Raw genomic sequence first — 20,232 nt, forward strand, 5'->3', positions numbered from 1 at the left:
GAGCGAAGGGGCTGGTGGGGAGATGTCGCCGCCTGGCGGGTCCGGAGCGTTTCATTACCGCATTATGCGCCCGACCACGGGGTTCAGGGAACTCTTCCGCGCCGGCCGCGGAATTCATCGGCCGCGTCCGGGCGGCGGACGCCCGGGTCTTGTTCACCCAGCCGACTCGTGTGGTACTCTGCAAGCAGTTGCGGTTCCCATAGACATGTTCGTGCGCCTGTCGGATCTGACCTCAGGCGCATTTTTGTTGTTCTGGATCTTCCGGATGGGCCATCGCGGCGATCCCGGTCGCACACGGTGTGCGATCGTGACCGACCAGAGGAGATGACCATGGCCACCGGCACGGTCAAGTGGTTCAACGCCGAAAAGGGCTTCGGCTTCATCGAGCAGGACGGCGGCGGCGCCGACGTCTTCGCCCACTACACCAACATCGCGGCCCAGGGCTTCCGTGAGCTCCAGGAGGGCCAGAAGGTGACGTTCGACGTCACCCAGGGCCAGAAGGGCCTGCAGGCGGAGAACATCGTCCCCGCCTGACCTTCGCTTGAACCGTGCGGCGGGCGTCCCCTCGGGGGCGCCCGCCGCACGGCTGTCCGGCGGGTCCGCGCGGGCTCCACGCGGGTCAGGTGGGCTCCACGCGGGGCAGGCGCGGCTCCGCGCGGGTCAGTTGCAGCCCTCGAACTCCGGGACGCTGGCGCCGACGGCGAAGTCCACCGACCCGAACCACTCGGTGAGCAAGGTCTTCGCGGCGCCGTTCTGGTACATCTCGGTCAGGTAACGGTTGACGGCCTGGCAGCCCTCCACGTCCCCCTTCTTGAGGCCGACGCCGTACTTCTCGTTGGTGAACGGCGCCTTGACCATCGTGGTGCCCGAGCCGTTCGCCGCGGCGAAGCCGGCGAGGATCAGGTCGTCGGTGGAGACGGCGTCCATGCGGCCCTCCTTGAGGGCGGTGACGCACTCGCTGTAGTTGCTCGCGGCGACGAGCGTCGCGGCCACCTTGCGCTCCTCGGTCACCCGCCGCCACGAGTTCGACCCGGCCGCCTGGCAGAGCCGCTTGCCCCGCAGATCGCTCACGTTCTTGATCGACCTGTCGCCGGCGCGGACGAGGATGTCCTGGTGCGCGACGTAGTACGGGCCGCCGAAGGTGACCTTCCCCTTGCGCTCCGGGGTGATCGAGTAGGTGGCGAACACGATGTCGACGGTGCCGTCGTCCAGGGCCGCCTCCCGCTCCTTCGAGGTCAGCCCGACGAACGAGAGGTCATCCGGGCCGACGCCGAGCCGGCCCGCGACGTAGGTGGCGACGTCGACGTCGAAGCCCGTGAACGTGCCGTCCCACATCCGCAGCCCCAGCCCCGGCTGGTCGGACTTGACCCCGATCCGCAGGCTCTTCTTGCCGATGATCGACGCGGTGGCCTCGCCGCCGCCGGCGCGGTAGGCGACCAGCGCCACGCCGACGAGCAGGACGGCCACGATCACGATCATGGCCTTCCGCAGTACGCGCACGGTCGGCTCCTTCCATTCGCGATGATCCGCCGGCCCATCAGCGGTACTCCGCCAGCCGCGGCCACACGCCGCCCACCACCAGCGCGGCGATGACCAGGGCGGACGCCGGCAGCAGCCACGGCCAGGGTGCCAGCGCGCCCTCCCCGTCCCGCACCATGCGGTCGACGACGAGCTGGTGGCGGACGACCCGGGCGTCGAGCCCGGCGTCGTGCTGCCGGAAACCGGGGTGGGACAGGAAAGGCCAGCGCGGGTCGACGTGGGCCTTCGCGGCGTCCTCAAGCCTGCGGGCGCGGGCGAGCTCCCGGACGCGGCGGTCGTTCTGCTGGTAGGCGCGGTAGCGGGTCAGCAGCGTGTCGACGGGCGCCTGCTGCCCCCGGTCCGCGGCCTCGGTCGCCTCGACGCCGTAGTAGCCGCCGAAGGACACCGGATGCGAGTCGCCGCCGTAGCGCGTGACCCGCGTCTCCAGCATGCGGTAGTAGGACTCCAGGTCGCGCGCCTCGGGGATGTACAGCATCGTCTGCGACTTCTCGAAATAGGTCTGGTCGTACCGGTCGGCGTCGGCCGGGTCGAGCAGGCCGCGGATGCGGTCGGCGTTCAGGCTCTTGCCGGTCGCCCGCGTCCGCGACAGCCGGAGGACGGGGTCGAAGCCGTCCTCCTTGGCCATCTGCACGTAGTCCGCCTCGGTGGCCAGCAGGGACGCGGCCGCCACGGTCAGGGCCGTCGTGCTCAGCGCGGCGGCGACCAGGAACAGGCTGACCACCCGCTTGAAGCGCCTGGCGAGGTAGACCTGCAGCCCGGCGAGCGCTACGAGCACCGTCAGGCCGAGCACCAGCACCCAGATCCGGCCCGACCGCATCCGGGAGAGCGGGTCGCCGTAGGACGCCTCCACGTCCGACGCGCCGGCCAGGGTGAGGTTGTTGGCCTTGGGCAGCAGGTCCTCGGTCATGATCTTGGTCGCCGCCCGGTACTCGACGGCGGCGTCCTCCGGGAGCCGGCCGAACGCGTGGTCGGCCCCGCGGCCGCGCTCCATCGCCGCCTGCACGCGCTGGTCGTACAGGTGCAGGCCGTCCAGCACCGACTGGACGGTCCGCAGCCGCACCGGGTCATCCTCCGCCAAGCGCGCGGCCTGCAGCGCCGCCCGCTGGGCGTCCTCGCGGCGGATGTCGTAGAAGTAGCGGGGCAGGCTCCGCGCGCAGGACGGGCCGCCGTCCATGTCGACGTCGCAGAGCCACTCCTCCTCCGCGCCGGTCAGCAGCACGTTGGTCACCTGGGCGTCCATGTCGCTGAGCGCGAGGTAGACGTCGTTGGTGGCGACCACCATCGGCCCCTCGTCATGGCCGATGGCGCGAAGGGCCGCCCGCGCGTCCCACAGCGCGACGCCGGTGACGGTGAACAGCACGATGACCGCCAGCAGGACGACGGCCGTCAGCGCCTGGACGCGGCGCGGGACGGTGCGCAGCCGGAACAGCCTGCCGGACACCCTCACTCCTCGTCCTCAGGGTCGTCCTCGGGCACGTCTGAGGGCCCGCTCTCGGGCTCGGGATCGTCGTCGGGTTCGTCGGGTGGGCGGCTGGCCGATTCGCTGGACTCGGTGTCGAGGGCGATGAGGTCGGCGGCGTCGACGTCCTGCCTCGGCCGGACCTCGCCGGTCTCCCGGGCGACGACCTTGTCGAGCCGCTGGGACGTCCCCGTGTTGCCGGTCCTCTCGGCCAGCTCGTGCGCCCGCCGGAGCCTGCTGCTCGCGGTCTCGTCGTCGCCCTTCCTGTACGCCGCCACCCCCTCGCTGACGGAGTCGGCGAGCTCCTCCTGCCGGGAGTAGTGCTCGACGGACGGGTGCCGTCCGGTCGACTGCGCCTTGTCGTCCGTCCATTCGGCCAGGACCATGGCCTCGGCGAGGGACTCCTCCGGCTCGCCGGCGCGGCCCGGGACCACCACCGACACCCGGGCCGCCTGCATCCGCTGGTACGGCTGACCGATGGGCACCGTGACGCACAGGTGGTAGTCGCGCTTCTCCGTCCCCCAGATGCCGGTCGGGTAGTCGCCCGTGGCCGGGCCCTCCGGCTGCGGGTCCACCTCGACCCGCTTGCCGGTCAGGTCGCGGCGCGCCGGGAACACCTGCTTGAGGAACCGGAGCGTGACCTGGTCGGGCGTCCAGACGCGCAGCGCGACGTCGGCTACGGCCTTGCCCATGGCCCGTCCGATCATCTCGGTGAAGTCGGCCGTGAGGTGCCGCGGATCGGCCACCACGGCGAACCGGCCCAGCAGCCGGGTGGCGATCTCGCGCAGCTCGTCCGGGTCCCAGTCGGCGCCGACGCCGCGGCAGTCGCAGACGAAGCGGGCGGCGCAGCCGGTCAGCGCCGCGTCCAGCTCCGCCCGGCTCTCGTGCTCGTTGCGGCCGTCGGTCAGCAGGACGGCGTGCCGGATGCCGTGCCGGGAGCCGTCGAACAGCTCGGCCGCGAGCCTCAGCCACCGGCCGATCCGGGTGCCGCCCGCGGCCGTCAGCTTGGAGATGGCGATCTTGGCGTCCTCCTTGCAGCGGTCGGTCGCGGGGGCCAGCAGCACGTTGCGCGGGTAGACCATGGCGGCGTCGCGGGCCCCGGCGACGATGGCGAAGTCGACGTCCTCGCGCAGCGCGTCCACCGCCGCCTTCGCGGCCTGCTGCGCCTCGACGAGCCGCTCGCCCGCCATGGACGCCGAGATGTCGATGATGATGACCTCCGCGGCCGAGGTCGGCCGGGGCGCGGAAGAGACCGGCGCGGCCCGCGCCCCTGATGCCCCCGACGCCGCCGACGCGGCCGGCGCGGACAGGGGCGGACGCCCGGTCCGGGACGCGACCCGGACGATGGCGTGGACCTGCGTGCCGTCCGCCGGGAGGTAGGGGTTCTGGTGGATCTCGACCGCGAAGTCGGGGCGGTCACTCATCGATCACCTTCCTGGGGCCGGTCGTTCCGGGGCTGGGGGTTCAGGGGCCGAGGAACGTCCTCGGGCGCACCGCGTTGGCCTTGTTCACCAGCGCGTGCCGGGTCTCTCTGTCGTCGGCGACGTGGGCCAGCGCCCGGTAGGTGCTCTCCAGCTCCTTCCGCAGCCCCTCGCGGGTCAGCGGCGCGTTGATCAGCCTCGTGTCGGGATGCTCCTCGCCCTTGGCCTCGGCCCAGGCCAGCGCGGCCTCCAGCAGCTCGGCGACGAGCTGGCGGCGCCGCTCGCCGTCGACCCGCGCGTGGTCGAGCCGCGCCGCCGCCTTCTGCAGGTGCTCCTTGGAGAGCTGGTCGGACGGGCGGCCGCGCAGCGTCGCGGCCATCGCGGCGAGCTGGGCGGCGCCGTAGTGCCTGGACAGCGAGGGGACCTCGTCCAGGGCGTCCACGGCGCCGGACGGGTCCGACATCGCCAGCCGGACGCGGGCCAGCCCGAACGCCGCGCTGAGGTAGCCGCGGTCGGTCCGCCAGACGCTCTCGTAGCGGCGGGCCGCCTCCGCCATCTCGCCGGCCCCTTCGCAGCAGAACGCCAGCGCCAGCTTGGGCGCGGCCTCGCCGGGCATCCGGTCGTACAGGCCGTCGAAGAGGACCTGCGCCTCGGCGTACTCGCCCGCCATCAGCGCGCTGACCCCCCGGTACCAGAGGACGCGCCAGTCGACGTCCTCGCCGGAGGGCGGATGCTCGGCAAGCGCCTCCTCGGCCTCCGCCCGCTGGCCGAGCTGCAGGTGGGCCTGGATCAGGGCGAGCCGCTCCTCCAGCGACGGCTGGTGGCGTTCGGCGCGGGCCTTCAGCGTCTCGACGATCTCGACGGGCCCCCGCGCGGTCAGCTCCGCGAGCCCGGCGACCACGTCCGGCTCGACCGTCACGGGCACCGGCAGGGCCGTCGCGGCGGCGCTCGCGGTGAGGGAGCCCAGCACCGGCCCCTCCCGGCCGGACGAGGCCCGGTCGGGCGCGATGATGTCGGTGCCGAAGGCGAGCCGCTCCCGGCCGAACAGCGTGGACGGCACCGGCCACGGGTCGGCGTTGCGCGGCGCGGACATGACCTCCCGCAGGACGCCGAACAGCTGCTCCGCCATCTCGGCCGCGCCGCGGAACCGCCGCGCCGGGTCCTCGTGGGTGGCGCGGCGCAGCAGCCGGTCGTAGGAGTCGAACCGCCGCAGCAGCGGCACGTCGTCGCGGTCGGGCAGGCTCGACTCGAACTCGCCCGTGTAGTCGAAGTCGAAGCTGAGCACCGCCATGGTCCGGCCGACGGTGTAGATGTCGGAGCTGATCGACGGGCTCCGCGCGGGCAGTTCTGGCGCCCCGAAGCCGCGGGTGCCGTAGAGCGGCGCGCCCGGCGGGCTGCCGTCGATCCGCCAGGTCGCGCCGAGGTCGATGAGCGTGATCCGCTGCTCGCACTGCATGACGTTGGCGGGCTTGAGGTCGCAGTAGAGGATGCGGCGGGTGTGCAGGTAGTCCAGCGCCCACAGCATCTCGATCCCGTAGGCGATGACGTGGTCGACGGGGAGGACGGCGTCCGGGCCCTCCTCGCGGCGGCGGGCGTCCAGTAACTCCTGGAGCGAGCGGCCGCCGACGTACTCCATCACGATGTAGCGCTGGACACCCGCCCGGCCCGTCCGCGTCGTCCCCGCCGGATGCCGGACGAAGTTGTGGATCTTGACGATGTTGGGGTGGCTCACCGCGGCGAGCGCGGCGCGTTCGGACTCCGGCACGTCGGACACGTCCGCGCGGGCGTCCAGGAGGCCCTTCAGCACCACCCAGTGGCCGACGTTGTTGTCGTGCGCGAGATAGATCCGGCCCTGGCCGCCGTGCGTCAGGCAGCCCTGGACCTCGTACTGGCCGCCGACCATCTCGCCGGAACGGAGCGGTGGGATGGGCTCGTCGCCGGGAACGTCAGCCAGGACGGCCGTCTCAGGGTCGCGATACGGGACGGGCGGCACACCGGCCATGTCCAGCAGGCCGTAGGGCGTGATGCGCCTGGACGGGGTCTGCCCCGCGGGCCCCTGCCAGGGCTCCGTCGGCCCGGACCACGGCTCGGTCGGCGGCCTGTCAGGCCGTTCCGGGGGCTGCGCGGACGAGGGCGCCAGCCCGCAGAAGTCGCAGAAACCGGACCGGACGAAGCCCCTGCGGCAATGGGTGCACTGGCTCATCGAGCTACCCCTCCTGGATCTCCCGCAGGTAGCGCAGCACCGCCGCCTCGGCGGCCTCCAGGTCGCACGGGGCCGTCCAGAGCAGGTCGTGGGCCGACCGGTACGGCTCGTCGAGGCGCGGGTCTTCGGCGCGTCCGAGGTTCCGGGCCATGACCTGCAGCGACGCCAGCCGGCCGCGGAGCTCCTCGCGCACGTCGAGGGGCCCCTGGACGACGGCGAGCGCCGCCCCCGCCTGCTCCAGCGCGGCGGCCGCGGCCCGTTCCAGCTCCGACGCGGCGGCGAGGAGCCGCGCCCACCGGTGCCCCGGCCGGGGCTCGTCGAGCGAGGCGAGGCGGCCGGGCAGCCCGGCCGCCGGATCGGAGACCTCCGGGACCGGGGAGGAGACCTTCTCGACCGTCTCCGCCCGGACCTCCCGGGTCTTCTGGAGCGTCGCGTCGACGGAGGCGAGCGCGTCCCGGATCCGGGCCAGCGCGTCGCAGAACTCCCGGCCGGCGCGCAGCTGCTCGGCGAACTCGCAGATCCACGCCTCGACGTGCGGTTCCTTGCCCGTCGTCCGCACCTTGCGGTCGGCGGAGGAGTCGAAGACGCGGCGCGTCCGGATGACGTCGTGGTGGAACTGCGCCGAGGCGATGAACGCCAGGTCGCCGGGCGCGTCCTCCAGCGCCCGCTTCACTTCGGGGGCGTCCAGCAGCCGGAACGCCTCGTTGAGCGCCGTGCCGACGACGCCCTTCGGATCGTGGTGGACGTACCCGGCGTGCAGCGCGACGCGGAGCCGGATGCGGGTGTCGGCGGTCACGGTACGGTTGTGGCGCGCGAGCTCACCGGCCAGGTGGAACGGCAGCGGCTCGACCAGCCTTGACTGCGGGCCCTCCGTCGGGACGAGGTAGAACGCCCCGTCCCCGCGGTCTTCGTGGTAGCGATCGTCCGAGCTGATCCCGGCCCAGGTGAAGGCCCGTTCCAGCGCCTCGTAGAGGCCCTCGCGCATGTCCGCCCGCTGGACGTCGTTGAGCCCGGGGCGGGTGAACCGCTCGATGTCGACGCAGATGATCGCTCTGTGGACCCTCCGGTGCGAATGTAAGGGAGAGCTCATGGAAGGAGACTCCATGGCGCGGCGTGGGGGTGACGGGCGCTCCCGCCCCCCGCGGGGTGCCCCTGGCGAAATCACCGTTCATGCTATACGTACGGCGGCCACACCCAGTGAGTAATTTGCCCGGGTAGCGTGCACGTATGCTCGCCGAACCCGCGCCCGCCCTGAGCGACCTCGCGCTCGGCCTGGTCGTGGTCCTTCTAGCCGCCCGACTAGGACGCCCGCCAGCAGTCCACCGTCCTCCAGCCCCCGCCCACCACCAATCAACGGACGAGATCCGCTCGGCCTCCCGCTACTGGCGCACGTCCTTCTGGTGGGCCGGGATCGCGGCGCTGGCCGGGTTCATCCACCACGGCTTCGTGAAGTTCTCGGACCGGTGGGACGAGCCGAGCTGGGCCGTCATCAGCGCCATGGTGGTCATCGCGGTGTCGTACCTGCTGGCCGCGACCGTCACCGAGGTGCTCGGCCCCCGCCACCACAGGACGTTCTGGCTGCTGCGATCGGTCGGGATCGTGGCCTACGCGTGCCTGGCGGCGACCGGGCACGCGGGCGTCACCGCGCTGCTGGCCTGCGAGAGCCTGACGATGGTCAGCATCCTGATCCTGTGGGGCGTGGCGGCCCGGCGCCGCAACCCGATGGCCGGTCCGATGATCATCGCGCTGGCCGCCAGCGGGGCCGCGGCGGGGACCAAGGCGCTCGACCCGAACGTCACCGGCCGCGTCGCGCTGGATCCGACGTCGGTGTACCACCTCGCCCAGATCGTGGGCATGGTGCTGCTCTACTTCACCGTCAGCGCCCCGCGCCGCGCGGCGCCCGAGCCGAGCCCCGCCACCGGCTGACCCCGGCTACCGCAGGGCGGCGACAAGGGCATCGCTGTGCGAGCACCAGACCTGGCGGGCCTCCGCGAAGCCCTGCTCGCGCAGGGCGTCCAGGTGCCATCGGGTCGTGGTCGGACGGTCGGCCCGGTGCGCCCCGTCCGGGCTCCGGGGGTCGCCGAGCATCTCGAAGCGGCACCGGGCGGGCTCGGCGAGGACGGGGTCGGCGGCGACCTTCGTCCACCAGTTCGGCCAGTCGAGCGCCCCCGCGGCCCGCTCGCGTTCCTGCCGGGCGGCGTGGAACGCCTCGGCCGCCGCGTTGAGGCGGGGCGTGGACTCGTCGGTCATATGGTCGGCGTTGAGGAACACGCCGCCGTCCTTGAGCACGCCGTGGACGCGCCCGTACAGGACGCGGAGCGGCTCGGTGTCCAGCCAGTGCAGGGCGGTGGCGGTGAGGACGGCGTCGTACGAGCGGTGCGGCAGGGCGTCCGTCCAGGACGGGTCCGTCAGATCGGCGGTCACCAGCTCCACCCGGGCGTCACCGGCGAAGTGGCCGCCCGCGATCGTGAGCAGGGCCGGGTCGATGTCGACGCCCGTGGCGCGGGCGCCGGGGAAGCGCCTCAGCAGCCGGTCGGTGATGGTGCCCGTCCCGCAGGCGAGGTCGAGGACGACCGGCTCGGGGCCCGCGAGCGCCTCGACCGTGTCGAGCATGACGCGGAAGCGCTCCTCGCGGTCGGGCATGTACCACTCCTGCTGACGGTCCCAGCTGTCCTGCCATTCCCGCCAGGTGGCCATTTCGGTCATGGTTTCCTCCGTTGGGGTCGGGCCGCCTGGATCAGCAGGCGGGTCGTGCCGGACTCGGGTGCTTCGAGGACGCGGTCGAGGTCGCCGCGGTCGACCACAGAGCGCGGCCGGTGGGCGGCGGGCGGTGCCCGGTTCGACGCCCAGGCGAACTGCCGCTGGGCGTGCGGGTCCATGGTCTCCTTGGCACCCGCGCCCGGGAACACCGCCCGCAGCGTCCCGCCCCTGCGAGGCGCGCTGGACTCCGTCCCGCCGGACGAGCACGCGCCCAGCAGGACGGCCCCGCCCGCCGTCGCTCCCGCGAGTCCCAGAAACCCACGCCGCGTGGTACCGCTCGGCACGCCGCACACCACCTCTTCACAAACCGGCTCACTTCGGTGCATCTCAGTCGCAATTGCAACATTATTGCAAGAGAGGTTCCCGGACTCGGCCAAGGGGCGGGCAAGACCCCGCGCCGTGCCGCTAGGGGCGGGCCCCGGCGACCGTAGGGTCCCCGCGAGAGGGGGCTCGTCTTGAGCAGATCGTGGAAGGTCACCATGGTGGCCGCGGGGGCGACGGCGGCGATGATCGTCCCGGCGGTGGCCTGGCCCGGCGGCGGCGCGGACGCGTCCGGCGCCGCGGCCCATGGACGCTGGGTCCTGGTCGATCACGAGGGCTTCGACCGGCCGCTGAAGGTCGACGGGGCCCCGTGGCGCCGCGACCCGCAGGGGCCGGGCAGCCCGTGGCACGTCGACGCGTTCGACGACGACGGCGACGCCTGGAAGAAGATCAGCGGGCCGCTGTTCGCGCGGCAGCTCGCGACCCTGAACGTCTTCCGCAAGCGCGTCGCGTTCGGCCGCGACGGCTGGCTGACCGCCGAGGTCGCCGCCGTCGACAAGGACCGCGACGGCCGCCCCGACTCGCGTCCCGGCCTGTCGACCGCGGCCCTGCCGGGCGGGCAGCGGGCCGCGCGGATCTCCGAGCCGAGCTGGGACGCCGGGGTCCTGATCCGGCCGACGCGCCCGCTCCCGCCGCGCTACCGCGTGGAGATGACGCTGCGCGGCATCGACTTCGGCGGTAAGCGCGGCGGCACCTTCGACTACGGCGGCAAGCACAACGGCTACACCCGCGAGCCCTGCAAGACCCGGTACCCCTGGACGTTCCAGGGCGCGCTGCCCGGCAAGTCGCGCTGCGACTATCCCGACGTGACGAGGGAGAACGGGTTCTACTACCTGACGGTCCTCGACTACGCGACCCCGGCGCCGCACGGCAACCCCGGCATCCACTACCGGCGCAAGGTCATCATGGACGGCTACTACAGCGACGACGAGCGCTGGAAGAGCGCCGGGACCTGCAACCCGAAGACGGGCGAGATCTACCGGACGTTCGACGGCACCTTCAACGGGGTCAACGCGCTGTTCGTCCGCGGCGACAGGTTCCGCGAGGCGTCCAACAACAACATCAGCAACGAGTACTACATCAAGACGGCCTGCGGGGACGTGTCCATGGACCGGCCGTACGGGCCGGGCGGCAAGTTCCGCCAGCACCTCACCAGCGCCGAACTACGGCCGGAGCTGCTGCCGGAGGCGTCCTACACGTTCGCCATCGAACGCGACCGCACCGGCTACACGCTCGAAATGAGCGGGCCGTTCCTCAACACCGGGCAGACGACGCTGCGCGTCCACCACGACTTCGTGGAGGACGGCCGTCCGATCTGGCACTACAACCAGACCCCGGACGAATACGACGGCCGTTTCGACCGCACGCTGAAGCACACCGGCCCCGCCGGGACGTTCACGACCGAGCATTCCTGGCCGAAAGGCTCGGCCTACCCCGACTCCTTCATCATCGGGGACCCGCACCTGAACTACTACGAGGGCTCGGCGTACGTCGACGACATCCGCCTCTACATTCCCGCCGACAAGAGGTAGGAAAGCGAACGACCCGCGCCCGGGTGGTGGCCGGACGCGGGTCGGACGCAGGTCGATCGCGCGCGAGGGGAGTACGCGACCGGCCCATCTATTCTTGAGTTTCATCCTCGGTCCCCGGTCAGGTCACGCCCTCACGGACAGACCGGATGAAACATCACACTCCGTCAGCAGGTCAGGTTGTCACCGGTGGGGACACCGAGAAGCTGGGTGAACCGTTTGTAGGCGTTCACCCGGCTCTGCACCTGGGACGGGTTTCCGCCATTGCATTCCAGGCTGCCGTTGATACTGCGGATCGTCTCGCCGAACCCACGGCCGTTGACCATCGCGTTGTGCGGGGTCATGGTGCCGGGGCCGTTCTGCGTCATCCAGTACCAGAGGGCGCTCTTCCACGACACGGCCGCGTCGCGCTCCACCTGCCACGGGTTGTTCAGCAGGTCGATGCCGAGCGCGTCACCCGCGGCCTTGTAGTTGAAGTTCCAGCTCAGCTGGATGGGTCCGCGGCCGTAGTAGGCGGCCTGCCCCGCGGGACACCCGTAGGGCTGGCTCCTGTCGCAATAGTGCGGGTAGTTGTCCTTGTTCTGCTCGACGATGTGCACCAGCCCGCCGGTCTCATGGTTGACGTTGGCGAGGAAGGCGGCCGCCTCCTGCTTCTTGACCGTGTCGCTGCCGGTGCCGGCGAAGGCGGGGAAGGACGCTATGGCAGCGGTCAGGCCGGTGTAGGTGTAGAAGGAATTGCGGCTCGGGAACATCTGGTTGAACTGCGCGTCGGTCACCACGAACGCACTGCTGCCGGGCGGGTCGGTGGGACTGCTGGATCCACCGCAGTTCCCCTGGTCTGCCCAGACGATCGTGCTTCCCGGTGACTCGTTCTGCGTCCACCATTTCGCGGTCCAGTTGTGCCCGTTGTGGGACGCGACCGCGCCGCCGGTGTAGACCTTGGAGGCGTTCCATGCCGTCGCGCAGTCCGCGGCGGTCGCCGGCGACATCGGCAGAATGGCCGACAACGCTCCCGCCGCGAGCAGCGCGGCGCCGAGCAGCGTTGTTCTGCGTTGCACCACATCACATCCTTTGCGATTTCACGCGGTGCGGCCCGCCACACGGTGCGGAGCGAGCCGGCCATCACCAGCCGCCGATGTGCCGCCGCGAGTTCTCGAAGCCTCCGGCGGCTCCGGACAGTTGTTACTGGACGTTCACGTCGATGCAGGCGTAGAAGGCGTTGGCGGTGTCGGCGATGTTCCAGATCGCCAGGATCTTCTGGCGTCCGCTCACGCCGCCGAGGTTGACGTTGTGGGAGAGGGTGGCCGGCGGCTGCTTGTTGTTGCCGCTGATGTCCGCGACCTTGCGGCCGCCGACGTAGTACTCGTAGTTCCTCGTGCTGTGCCGGGCGGTGAACGTCCAGGTGAACGTCACCGACTGGCCGACGTTGGTGACCTGCCAGCCCTTGCTGTCGTCGTCGAGCTCGCGGAATCCCGCGTTGCCGCCGCTGCAGCTGCGCAGGCCCTTGGGCCCCTCGACGCTCTGCGGCTCGTACTTGATCGCTCCGCACTGGACGATGCCCTTGGCGCACTGCGCCTGCCGGCTCATCGGCGCCGAGACGTAGCCGTGCGCGAGAGCCGAGGTCGCCGGGATCACGGCGACGAAGGGGGCGATTCCGACGCCCGCCGCCGCGGCGGCGAGCCTGCGATGTGACCTCTTCATGCGGGGGGTCCTTAGCCTTGGGGTGGGGTCATGGCATGGCGTGGACGGGGACCGGACGGCTCGGGGCCGGGGAGACGGCCTCGGGCCGGGGAGACTGAGCCGCGTCTGCCCGAGCGGCACGGCCGCGGCCATTACCAGCCGCCGATGTGCCGCCGCGACGTAGTCGAAGCCTCCGGCGGCTCCGGTCGGGTGTTACTGGACGTTCACGTCCACGCAGGCGTAGAAGGCGTTGGCGGTGTCGGCGATGTTCCAGATCGCGAGGATCTTCTGGCGTCCGCTCACGCCGCCGAGGTTGACGTTGTGGGAGAGGGTGGCCGGCGGCTGCTGGTTGTTGCCGCTGACGTCCGCGACCTTCCGGCCGCCGACGTAGTACTCGTAGTTCGTCGTGCGGTGGCGGGCGGTGAACGTCCAGGTGAACGTCACCGACTGGCCGACGTTGGTGACCTGCCAGCCCTTGCTGTCGTCGTTGAGCTCGGTGAAGCGGCTGCCGCCGCTACAGGTGCGCTGGCCCTTGGGCCCTTCGACGCTCTGCGGCTCGTACTTGATCGCTCCGCACTGGACGATTCCCTTGGCGCACTGCGCCTGGCGGCTCATCGGCGCCGAGACGTAGCCGTGCGCGAGGGCCGAGGTCGCCGGGATCACGGCGACGAGGGGGGCGATGCCGACGCCCGCGGCGGCGGCGGCGAGCCTGCGATGTGACTTCTTCATGCGGGGGGTCCTTAGCCTTGGGGTGGGGTCATGGCATGGTGTGGACGGGCCAGGCGGCTAACGGGCCGGGGAGTCGGCCTCGGGCCGGGGAGACAAGCCGCGTCTACCTGTGCGGCACGGCCGCGTCCATCAGGGGCGATGGAGGGGAGCGGGGCATGCGGGACTCCATCTGATAGGAAACTTTCCTATCGGGTAGCTGAACGTTAACGCTCCGTCCGTTTGCGGGCAAGACCGGGCGGTGCCTCGATCACGACGTCCCATTTGGGCGCGCATGACCAGCGCAGGCTGTGAACTGAACCACTCTCGACCGCTCCAAAGAATTGTCAGAGTTCCCCGATCGACGCGGCCCCGCTTGGCGACATCTGCCGACATCGGCCCGCAAAATGCCCTGTGACCTGCGCAAACGGACCCGGCCCCGCACGACGGATTGCCACGTTCCACGGGATCAAGCTCGTGTGTGCCCCGTGGTGCCCGTGTGTCACGTGCCGGTGGGACGCGGACCCGCACGCCACCCCCCGCCCTGAGAGCAATCGTCTGAAATGTATGGTTTGTAGTGAACTGTTTCGAGCGGAGGGGTGAGGGGTCATGGGGAGGCAACCGCTGGGCTGTCCGTTCTTCCTCGCGGTGGGGCTCAGGCCCCGGCCGGACGAGACCGAGGCGGAGCTGCGCGCGCTCGCCGGCTTCTACGACACCGTCCACCTCGCGGAGGTCGTCCGCCTGAACGAGGGGTTCGTCAGCGGCGCGCGGTACGAGCTGACCGAGCCCGCCGACGACGAAACCGTCCCGTCCTGGCTGGCCGTCTACGGCATCGACGGCGAGGAGTCCGCGCGCGCGTTCGTCGCCCGGCAGGGCGAGCGGCGGCCCGCGTACACGACCGGGCCGCCCGCGTTCTACCGGGCCGCGGTCGTGTGGCGGATGATCTGGGAGAGCGCCGGGTCGGTCGGGGCACCGGTGCCGAGCCCCGGCAAGATGGCGATGATCGGCATGAATCCCGCCGCGGACGCCACCGACGCCGAGATCGCCGGCTTCGACGACTTCTATACGCGAACGCACCTTCCCGAGATCGTCTCCGGGCTCGGGTACGACCGGGGCACCCGCTTCCTGCTCTGGCACGAGTTCACGCATCCCGCGCCGGGCTGCCCCCGCTACAACGCGGTCTACGAGGCGGAGGACCCGGAACCGAGGCCGCCCGGCGTGCCGCCGCTCACGCCGGGCCCGCGCGCGTGGGAGGAACGCCAGGTCGGCTGGCGGGTCAAGTACCGGCGAGCGGGCTGAACGAAGGGAACGGGATGACCTCGGCGACGATCAAGATCGGCCGGACGCGGGTGTCGCACGTCAGCGACGGGGTGGCCCGGGGGCCGCGCCGGTACTGGTTCACCGGCGCCGACCCGGCCGAGTGGATGCCCGCCGTCGGCGTGACCGAGCCCGACGCGCCGTTCACGGTGACGTTCGGCGGGTTCGTCGTCACGGGCGACGGCCATGTCACCGTGGTCGACGCGGGCTACGGCCACCGCGCGCACGAGATCCCCGGCCTGGCGGGCGCGGGCGGGATGCCCGCCGCGATGGCCGCGCTGGGCATCGAGCCGGGCGACGTGGACCAGGTCGTGCTGACCCACCTCCACGCCGACCACTGCGGCTGGCTGACCAAGGACGACGAGGGCTCCCTCACGTTCCCGGACGCGACCGTCCTCGTCCACGAGCGCGAGTTCGCCTACTGGACGAGCGACGAGGTCGACGCCATCGCGTTCAACGGCAAGGTGTCCGGCGAGGTCCGTGCCCGCCTCCGCGCCGTCAAGGACGCCGGGCGCCTGCACACCTACGAAGGCGAACTCCGCCTGTCGGACGCGATGACCGTCCTGCCGACCCACGGCCACACCCCCGGCCACGTGTCGGTGATGGTCGCGGACGGCGGCGAAGCGGCGATCCTCGCGGGCGACGTCCACCACCATCCCGTGCACGTGGACCACCCGTGCTGGCTGCCGTCCGTCGAGTACGCGCCCGCGGAGTCGACGCGCAGCCGCGAGCGCGTCGCCGCCCTCGCCGCCGACCGCAACGCGAAGATCCTCGCCCCGCACTTCCCTGTCCCGACCATCGTCAACGTAGACCGCACCCCGGACGGCCGCGTGCGGAGCACCGCGAGCCACAACGTGGAGGACGCGACATGACCGGAACCGACCCGCGCATCGGCCCCATCGACGTGGACGCCTACCACCGGCTCGAACGCGAGCTGTTCGGCGACGACGCCCTGACCGGCACGGCCCACGTGTCCCGCACCTGGGCGCACAGCCCCGGCCTGATGAAGGCGCAGCGGCCGCTGCAGACGTACCTGCTCGGCCAGTCACCGCTCCCCGCCCGCGACCGCGAGCTGGCCATCCTCCGGGTCGCCTGGCTGAGCCGCTGCGAGTACGCCTTCGGCCAGCACGTCCGGATGGGCGGTGCCGCCGGGCTGACCCCCGAGGAGATCGACCGCGTCCCGCACGGTCCCACCGCCGACGGCTGGACGGAGTTCCAGTCGACCCTCCTCCACGCGGTCGACGAACTGCACGCCCGCGGCCGCCTGACCGACCCGACCTGGACGGCCCTGGCCGGAACCTACGACGACGCCCAGCTCCTGGACCTCATCGCCGTCATCGGCCGCTACTGGACGGTCGCCGCGATGCTCAACACGATCAACGTCCATCCGGAACCCGGCCTCCCCACCTTCCCGCCCGCCGGATAGGGCGGCGGCCCGCACCCGCCAAATACGGACCGACCGCGAGACCCTTTTCATTCGGTCAAACAATTGATAATCTCAAGGCGCCCATGAAAGGAGCATCATGGCATTTGCCACGCCTTCGGGCGCCGACTTCTTCGCGTCCTGGATCGATGGATCGTGGCGCGGAACCGACTCGATGTACCCGGCGATCAACCCCGCCGAGGGCCGTCCATTCGCCGATCTGGCGGCGGCGTCGACCCAGGATGTGGACGCCGCCGTCGCCAGTGCCGGGGCGGCCTTCCGCAAGACCCGCGGCGTGCGTCCGGCCACCCGCGCCGAGTGGTGCCGCTCGGCCGCACAGGCGCTGCTCGCCGCGCACGAGGAGCTCGCCGAGGTGCTCTCCACCGAGCACGGCAAGCCGATCGCCGAGGCCGGCGGCGAGATACTTTTCGCAGTTCGCGGGCTGGAGATGGCCGCGGAGTCCGTCCTCGCCCAGGGCGGGGAGACACCGCACGTGCAGGACGCGAACAAGCGGGCGATCGTCCGCCGCGAGGGGCTGGGCGTGTGGGCGGTCATCACCCCGTGGAACTTCCCGGTCAACATCCCGGTGGAGTACATCGGCCCGGCGCTCGCGTCCGGCAACGCCGTCGTGTGGAAGCCGGCGCCCACCACGGCCGTCGTCGCGGCGAAGTTCCGGGAGATCCTTCTCGCGGCCGATTTTCCGCAGGAATTGCTGCAATTGGTGATCACGAACGAGGTCGCGGTCGCCGGCCATCTGGTGACGCACCCGGGAATTGTCGCGGTCGGTTTCACCGGCGGCAGCGGGACCGGTCAATCCATCGCCAAATCGGCGTGGGATAAAAAGCTTCTGCTGGAGCTGGGTGGAAACTCGCCCATCGTGGTCCTCGGTGACGCCGACCTCGACATCGCCGCGGCGGCGATCTCCAACGCGGCGTTCTGGAACGCCGGCCAGGTGTGCAGCGCCGCCGGCAAGGTGCTGGTTGCGGCGTCGTGCGCGGACGAGCTCACCCAGATGCTCGCGAAGCGGGCCGCGGACACGGTGCTCGGGTCCCCGCTGGATCCCGGGGTCACGATGGGACCGGTCCACATGGAGGCCAGCATCGCCCGCTACGACCGGCTGATCGGCGACGCCCGCGAGCGCGGCGCGGACGTCGTGGCCGGTGGCGAGCGGGTCCAGGGCCGGGACGGCTTCTTCTTCCCGCCCACCGTCGTCACCTCCGTCGGCCGCGACGCCGCCCTCTTCACCGAGGAGACCTTCGGCCCGGTCGCCTCGCTGTCGGTCTTCGACGACGAGGACGACATGGTCGAGGCCGCGAACGCCGGTGACTTCGGGCTCGTCGGCTCGCTGTTCACGACCGACGTCTCCAAGGCGTTCCGGCTGGGCGAGCTCATCGACTGCGGGCTGGTGGTGGTCAACGACACCTCCAACTTCTGGGAGTACAGCCTGCCGTTCGGCGGCGCGGCCGGACGGCGGTCCGGGCGCGGGCGGCTCGGCGGCCGCTGGGTCATCGACGAGTTCAGCCAGGTCAAGACCCTCGCGATCGACGTCCGCTGACCGATCCCGTTGATCATCGGGGCGGCTCCGCCCCGCCGGTGAGGCTCAGGTCCGCAAGGACCGCCTCCTGGTCCTGACCGAGGGCCGGAGAGGGAGCCGGATCCGGCGGGGCGTGGCCGCGCATCGTGAACGGGAACCCCTTGCGGCGGGAGTCGCCGTCGCCCAGGAAGACCCGCCGCTCGCGGAACCGCGGTTCGCGCCCGCGTTCGGCGGCCGGGAGCACCGGCGCGTTCGCCACTCCCGCCTCGGTCAGGGCCTGGACGCATTCCGCGCGGGAACGGGCGCGCGTCCACATCCCGATCAGGTCGTCCACGTGAGCCTCGTGCTCCCACCACCACTCCTCGGATCTCCCCGCCAGCTCGTCGGGCGCGACGAGGGCCGCCAGCGCGTCCCGTTCGGCCTGGCTGTGGCACGCGACCGCGACCCACTGGCCCTTGCCCGAGCAGGGGTAGACGTCGTGCGGCGTGCTGCCGGGGCGGCGGTTGCCGGTGGGCACGGGCAGCGCGCCCGTCGCCGCGTACCCGGCGATCCGGTCGGCGAGGGTCCAGCTGATCAGCTCGCGCTGCGAGACGTCCAGGTGGACGCCCCGGACGCCGCGGTCCAGGCAGTACGCGACGAGGGCGGCGCCGAAGAGCGACGCCGCCTGGTCGGGGTAGTTGACCTCGCCGGACGACCACATCGGCCCGCCGTGCGGGTACCCCGTCACCGAGGCCAGCCCCGACAGGAGGTCGAGCGTCGACCCGTACGACCTGTGTCCGGCCTCCGGGCCGTCCTGCCCCTGGCTGGACAGGGAGAGGTAGACGAGCCGCGGGTTCACCGCGCGCAGCGTCTCGAAGTCGGCCCCGAGCCGCTTGGTCACGCCCACGGTGAAGTTCTCGATCACGACGTCCGCGCGGGCGGCCAGCCGGTGCAGCGCCTCCCGCCCGGCGTCGGTCTTGAGCTCCAGCACCACGCCCAGCTTGCCCGCGTTGTTGGACTCGAACATGGGCGAGACGTCGTGGCCGTTCGCGCCCGGGGCCTGGCCCGCCACCGGCCATTGCCGGAACGGGTCCGGATGGCCCGCCGACTCGACCTTGATCACCGTGGCGCCGTAGTCGGCGAGAAGGCGTCCGGTGGCCGCGCCCGCCGTGATCGTCCCGAGGTCGAGCACGGTCACGCCCGCGAGCGGCGCCCCCGAACCGTTCCGAGACATCGACCGTGCCCCCCGGTCGGAGTGCTCCCACGCCGGGTCACCGTCACCGAGCACCGGCGGCGGCCCGGAACGCCATGGCAGCCCCTCGGCGCGGGCCGGGGGCCCGACCAGGGCGGCCGTTCTGCCGTCCTGCCGCGCCCCGCGGAAGAAATCGCGCGCGCGGTACTGCGGGTCGCGGAGCAGGTCGCCCAGGTCGGCGCAGAAGCCGACGGCGAGCCCGAGCGCCTGCGCGCGCTCGTAGACCGTCCGCTTGGGCAGGCGTGCCGCCCACCTCTCGATCACCGGCCACCCCCGCTCCGGGCCCGGGAGGGGGACGGGGGGCGGCGACGGCTCGCTGACGAGCCCGATCAGCAGATCCCACTGGTCGGGGTGGAAGATGACGCCGACCCAGCCGTCGGCCGCGCGGACGATCCGCCACTGCCCCGCGGTGGCCCCCGTGCGCGTCGGCGCGGTGCCGGCGACGGCGGTCTCGACGTCGCTCTTCCAGTCGATGTACGCGGCGACGTCGCACAGGGCGACATCGACGACGTCTCCCTGCCCGCCGTGCGCGCGGCGGCGGAGCGCGAGCATGCCGCCGAGGAGGCCCGCGAAGGCGGCGGCGTGCGCCGCCTGTTCCCCGCCGAGGCTCAACGGGGCACGGTCCGGCTCACCGATCATCGAAGCGAGGCCGCCGAGGCATTCGGCGAGCAGGCTGTCTGCGGGGTGGTCCGAGCGCGGGTCGTCGAGGCCCGCCGCCGTGATGCTCACGGCGACGAGCTCCGGCCAGGCGCGGCGGATCTCCGGCGCGGTCAGGCCGGCGGCCCGTGCCCGGGTGGGGCCGAGGTCGGTGAGCAGCAGGTCGGCACGGTCCAAAAGGTGGTGCAGCGCCGTCCGGCCGTCCGCCGCGTCCAGGTCGACGACCACGCTGCGCTTGTCCGCGCCGAGGCTGGAGAAGGCGAAGCCGACGCCGTGCTCGTCCAGGGGTCCCCGCGTTCTCAGCGCGTCCCCGCCGGGCGGCTCGCACAGGATCACGTCGTGTCCCAGCCCGGCCAGGAGCCGGCCGCAGACCTTCGCGGCCACGCCGCTGGAAAGCTCCACGACCCGCAGCGCCGGGGCCGGGACGGGCCGCTCCTCGTCTGGTCGTGCCAT

At 72.0% G+C, this 20,232-nt stretch carries 18 protein-coding genes; 7 read left to right on the forward strand and 11 right to left on the reverse strand.

Translation table 11 applies throughout. The features are described from left to right. Positions 1-330: 330 nt before the first annotated feature. Positions 331-534, forward strand: coding sequence for a cold-shock protein (locus ETD83_RS16875; protein WP_131971577.1), 204 nt, complete (start codon positions 331-333; stop codon positions 532-534). 126 nt (positions 535-660) lie between these two features. Here ETD83_RS16875 and ETD83_RS16880 read toward each other — a convergent pair whose 3' ends face one another. Genes ETD83_RS16880 through ETD83_RS16900 form a run of 5 tightly spaced genes read right to left on the reverse strand, consistent with a single transcriptional unit; the run spans position 661 to position 7,712 of the window. Next, the gene (locus ETD83_RS16880) at positions 661-1,500 is read right to left on the reverse strand and encodes a glutamate ABC transporter substrate-binding protein (protein ID WP_230420961.1); all 840 of its coding nucleotides are present in this window, start codon (positions 1,498-1,500) and stop codon (positions 661-663) included. Between the two features lie 37 nt (positions 1,501-1,537). Next, positions 1,538-2,980, reverse strand: coding sequence for a hypothetical protein (locus ETD83_RS16885; RefSeq protein WP_138646085.1), 1,443 nt, complete (start codon positions 2,978-2,980; stop codon positions 1,538-1,540). Positions 2,981-2,982: 2 nt separating this feature from the next. Next, the gene (locus ETD83_RS16890; RefSeq protein WP_138646086.1) at positions 2,983-4,422 is read right to left on the reverse strand and encodes a vWA domain-containing protein; all 1,440 of its coding nucleotides are present in this window, start codon (positions 4,420-4,422) and stop codon (positions 2,983-2,985) included. A gap of 40 nt (positions 4,423-4,462) precedes the next feature. Next, positions 4,463-6,622: a serine/threonine protein kinase gene (locus ETD83_RS16895; RefSeq protein ID WP_230420962.1), complete on the reverse strand. Its 2,160-nt coding sequence runs from the start codon at positions 6,620-6,622 to the stop codon at positions 4,463-4,465. Positions 6,623-6,626: 4 nt separating this feature from the next. After that, positions 6,627-7,712 (reverse strand): hypothetical protein, encoded by a 1,086-nt coding sequence (locus ETD83_RS16900; protein ID WP_138646087.1) that lies wholly within the window; start codon positions 7,710-7,712, stop codon positions 6,627-6,629. A gap of 137 nt (positions 7,713-7,849) precedes the next feature. On the opposite strand from ETD83_RS16900, the gene ETD83_RS16905 reads away from it, so the two are divergent. Next, positions 7,850-8,548, forward strand: a complete 699-nt coding sequence (locus ETD83_RS16905) for a DUF6962 family protein (RefSeq protein WP_138646088.1) — start codon at positions 7,850-7,852, stop codon at positions 8,546-8,548. 6 nt (positions 8,549-8,554) lie between these two features. Here the strand turns inward: ETD83_RS16905 and ETD83_RS16910 are convergent, their stop codons facing one another. Then, entirely contained in the window at positions 8,555-9,328 is a 774-nt protein-coding gene (locus ETD83_RS16910) for a class I SAM-dependent methyltransferase (RefSeq protein WP_138646089.1), read from the reverse strand. Continuing rightward, a complete protein-coding gene (locus ETD83_RS43710) occupies positions 9,325-9,666 on the reverse strand; it encodes a twin-arginine translocation signal domain-containing protein (protein ID WP_205717718.1) in 342 nt (113 codons plus the stop codon). The genes ETD83_RS16910 and ETD83_RS43710 overlap by 4 nt, the downstream gene beginning before the upstream one ends. 171 nt (positions 9,667-9,837) lie before the next feature. On the opposite strand from ETD83_RS43710, the gene ETD83_RS16920 reads away from it, so the two are divergent. After that, entirely contained in the window at positions 9,838-11,235 is a 1,398-nt protein-coding gene (locus ETD83_RS16920; protein ID WP_205717719.1) for a hypothetical protein, read from the forward strand. 164 nt (positions 11,236-11,399) lie between these two features. Here the strand turns inward: ETD83_RS16920 and ETD83_RS16925 are convergent, their stop codons facing one another. From ETD83_RS16925 to ETD83_RS16935, 3 genes are all read right to left on the reverse strand, one after another. Next, positions 11,400-12,290, reverse strand: a complete 891-nt coding sequence (locus ETD83_RS16925; protein ID WP_230420963.1) for a glycoside hydrolase family 19 protein — start codon at positions 12,288-12,290, stop codon at positions 11,400-11,402. A gap of 124 nt (positions 12,291-12,414) precedes the next feature. Next, on the reverse strand, positions 12,415-12,933 hold the full coding sequence (locus ETD83_RS16930; RefSeq protein ID WP_138646090.1) for a lytic polysaccharide monooxygenase auxiliary activity family 9 protein: 519 nt from the start codon (positions 12,931-12,933) through the stop codon (positions 12,415-12,417). A gap of 192 nt (positions 12,934-13,125) precedes the next feature. Then, positions 13,126-13,641: a lytic polysaccharide monooxygenase auxiliary activity family 9 protein gene (locus ETD83_RS16935; RefSeq protein WP_138646091.1), complete on the reverse strand. Its 516-nt coding sequence runs from the start codon at positions 13,639-13,641 to the stop codon at positions 13,126-13,128. Positions 13,642-14,226: 585 nt separating this feature from the next. On the opposite strand from ETD83_RS16935, the gene ETD83_RS16940 reads away from it, so the two are divergent. The 4 genes from ETD83_RS16940 (at position 14,227) to ETD83_RS16955 (ending at position 17,912) form a co-directional block, all read left to right on the forward strand. After that, positions 14,227-14,916 (forward strand): hypothetical protein, encoded by a 690-nt coding sequence (locus ETD83_RS16940; protein WP_138646092.1) that lies wholly within the window; start codon positions 14,227-14,229, stop codon positions 14,914-14,916. A 14-nt stretch (positions 14,917-14,930) separates the two neighbouring features. Then, entirely contained in the window at positions 14,931-15,806 is an 876-nt protein-coding gene (locus tag ETD83_RS16945) for an MBL fold metallo-hydrolase (protein ID WP_138646093.1), read from the forward strand. Continuing rightward, entirely contained in the window at positions 15,803-16,360 is a 558-nt protein-coding gene (locus tag ETD83_RS16950; RefSeq protein ID WP_138646094.1) for a carboxymuconolactone decarboxylase family protein, read from the forward strand. The genes ETD83_RS16945 and ETD83_RS16950 overlap by 4 nt, the downstream gene beginning before the upstream one ends. Positions 16,361-16,457: 97 nt before the next feature. Continuing rightward, positions 16,458-17,912, forward strand: a complete 1,455-nt coding sequence (locus ETD83_RS16955) for an aldehyde dehydrogenase family protein (RefSeq protein ID WP_138646095.1) — start codon at positions 16,458-16,460, stop codon at positions 17,910-17,912. A 13-nt stretch (positions 17,913-17,925) separates the two neighbouring features. Here ETD83_RS16955 and ETD83_RS16960 read toward each other — a convergent pair whose 3' ends face one another. Beyond that, a complete protein-coding gene (locus ETD83_RS16960; RefSeq protein ID WP_138646096.1) occupies positions 17,926-20,232 on the reverse strand; it encodes a CaiB/BaiF CoA-transferase family protein in 2,307 nt (768 codons plus the stop codon).

The organism is Actinomadura soli, from assembly GCF_005889715.1.
GTDB classification, from domain to species: Bacteria; Actinomycetota; Actinomycetes; order Streptosporangiales; family Streptosporangiaceae; genus Spirillospora; species Spirillospora soli.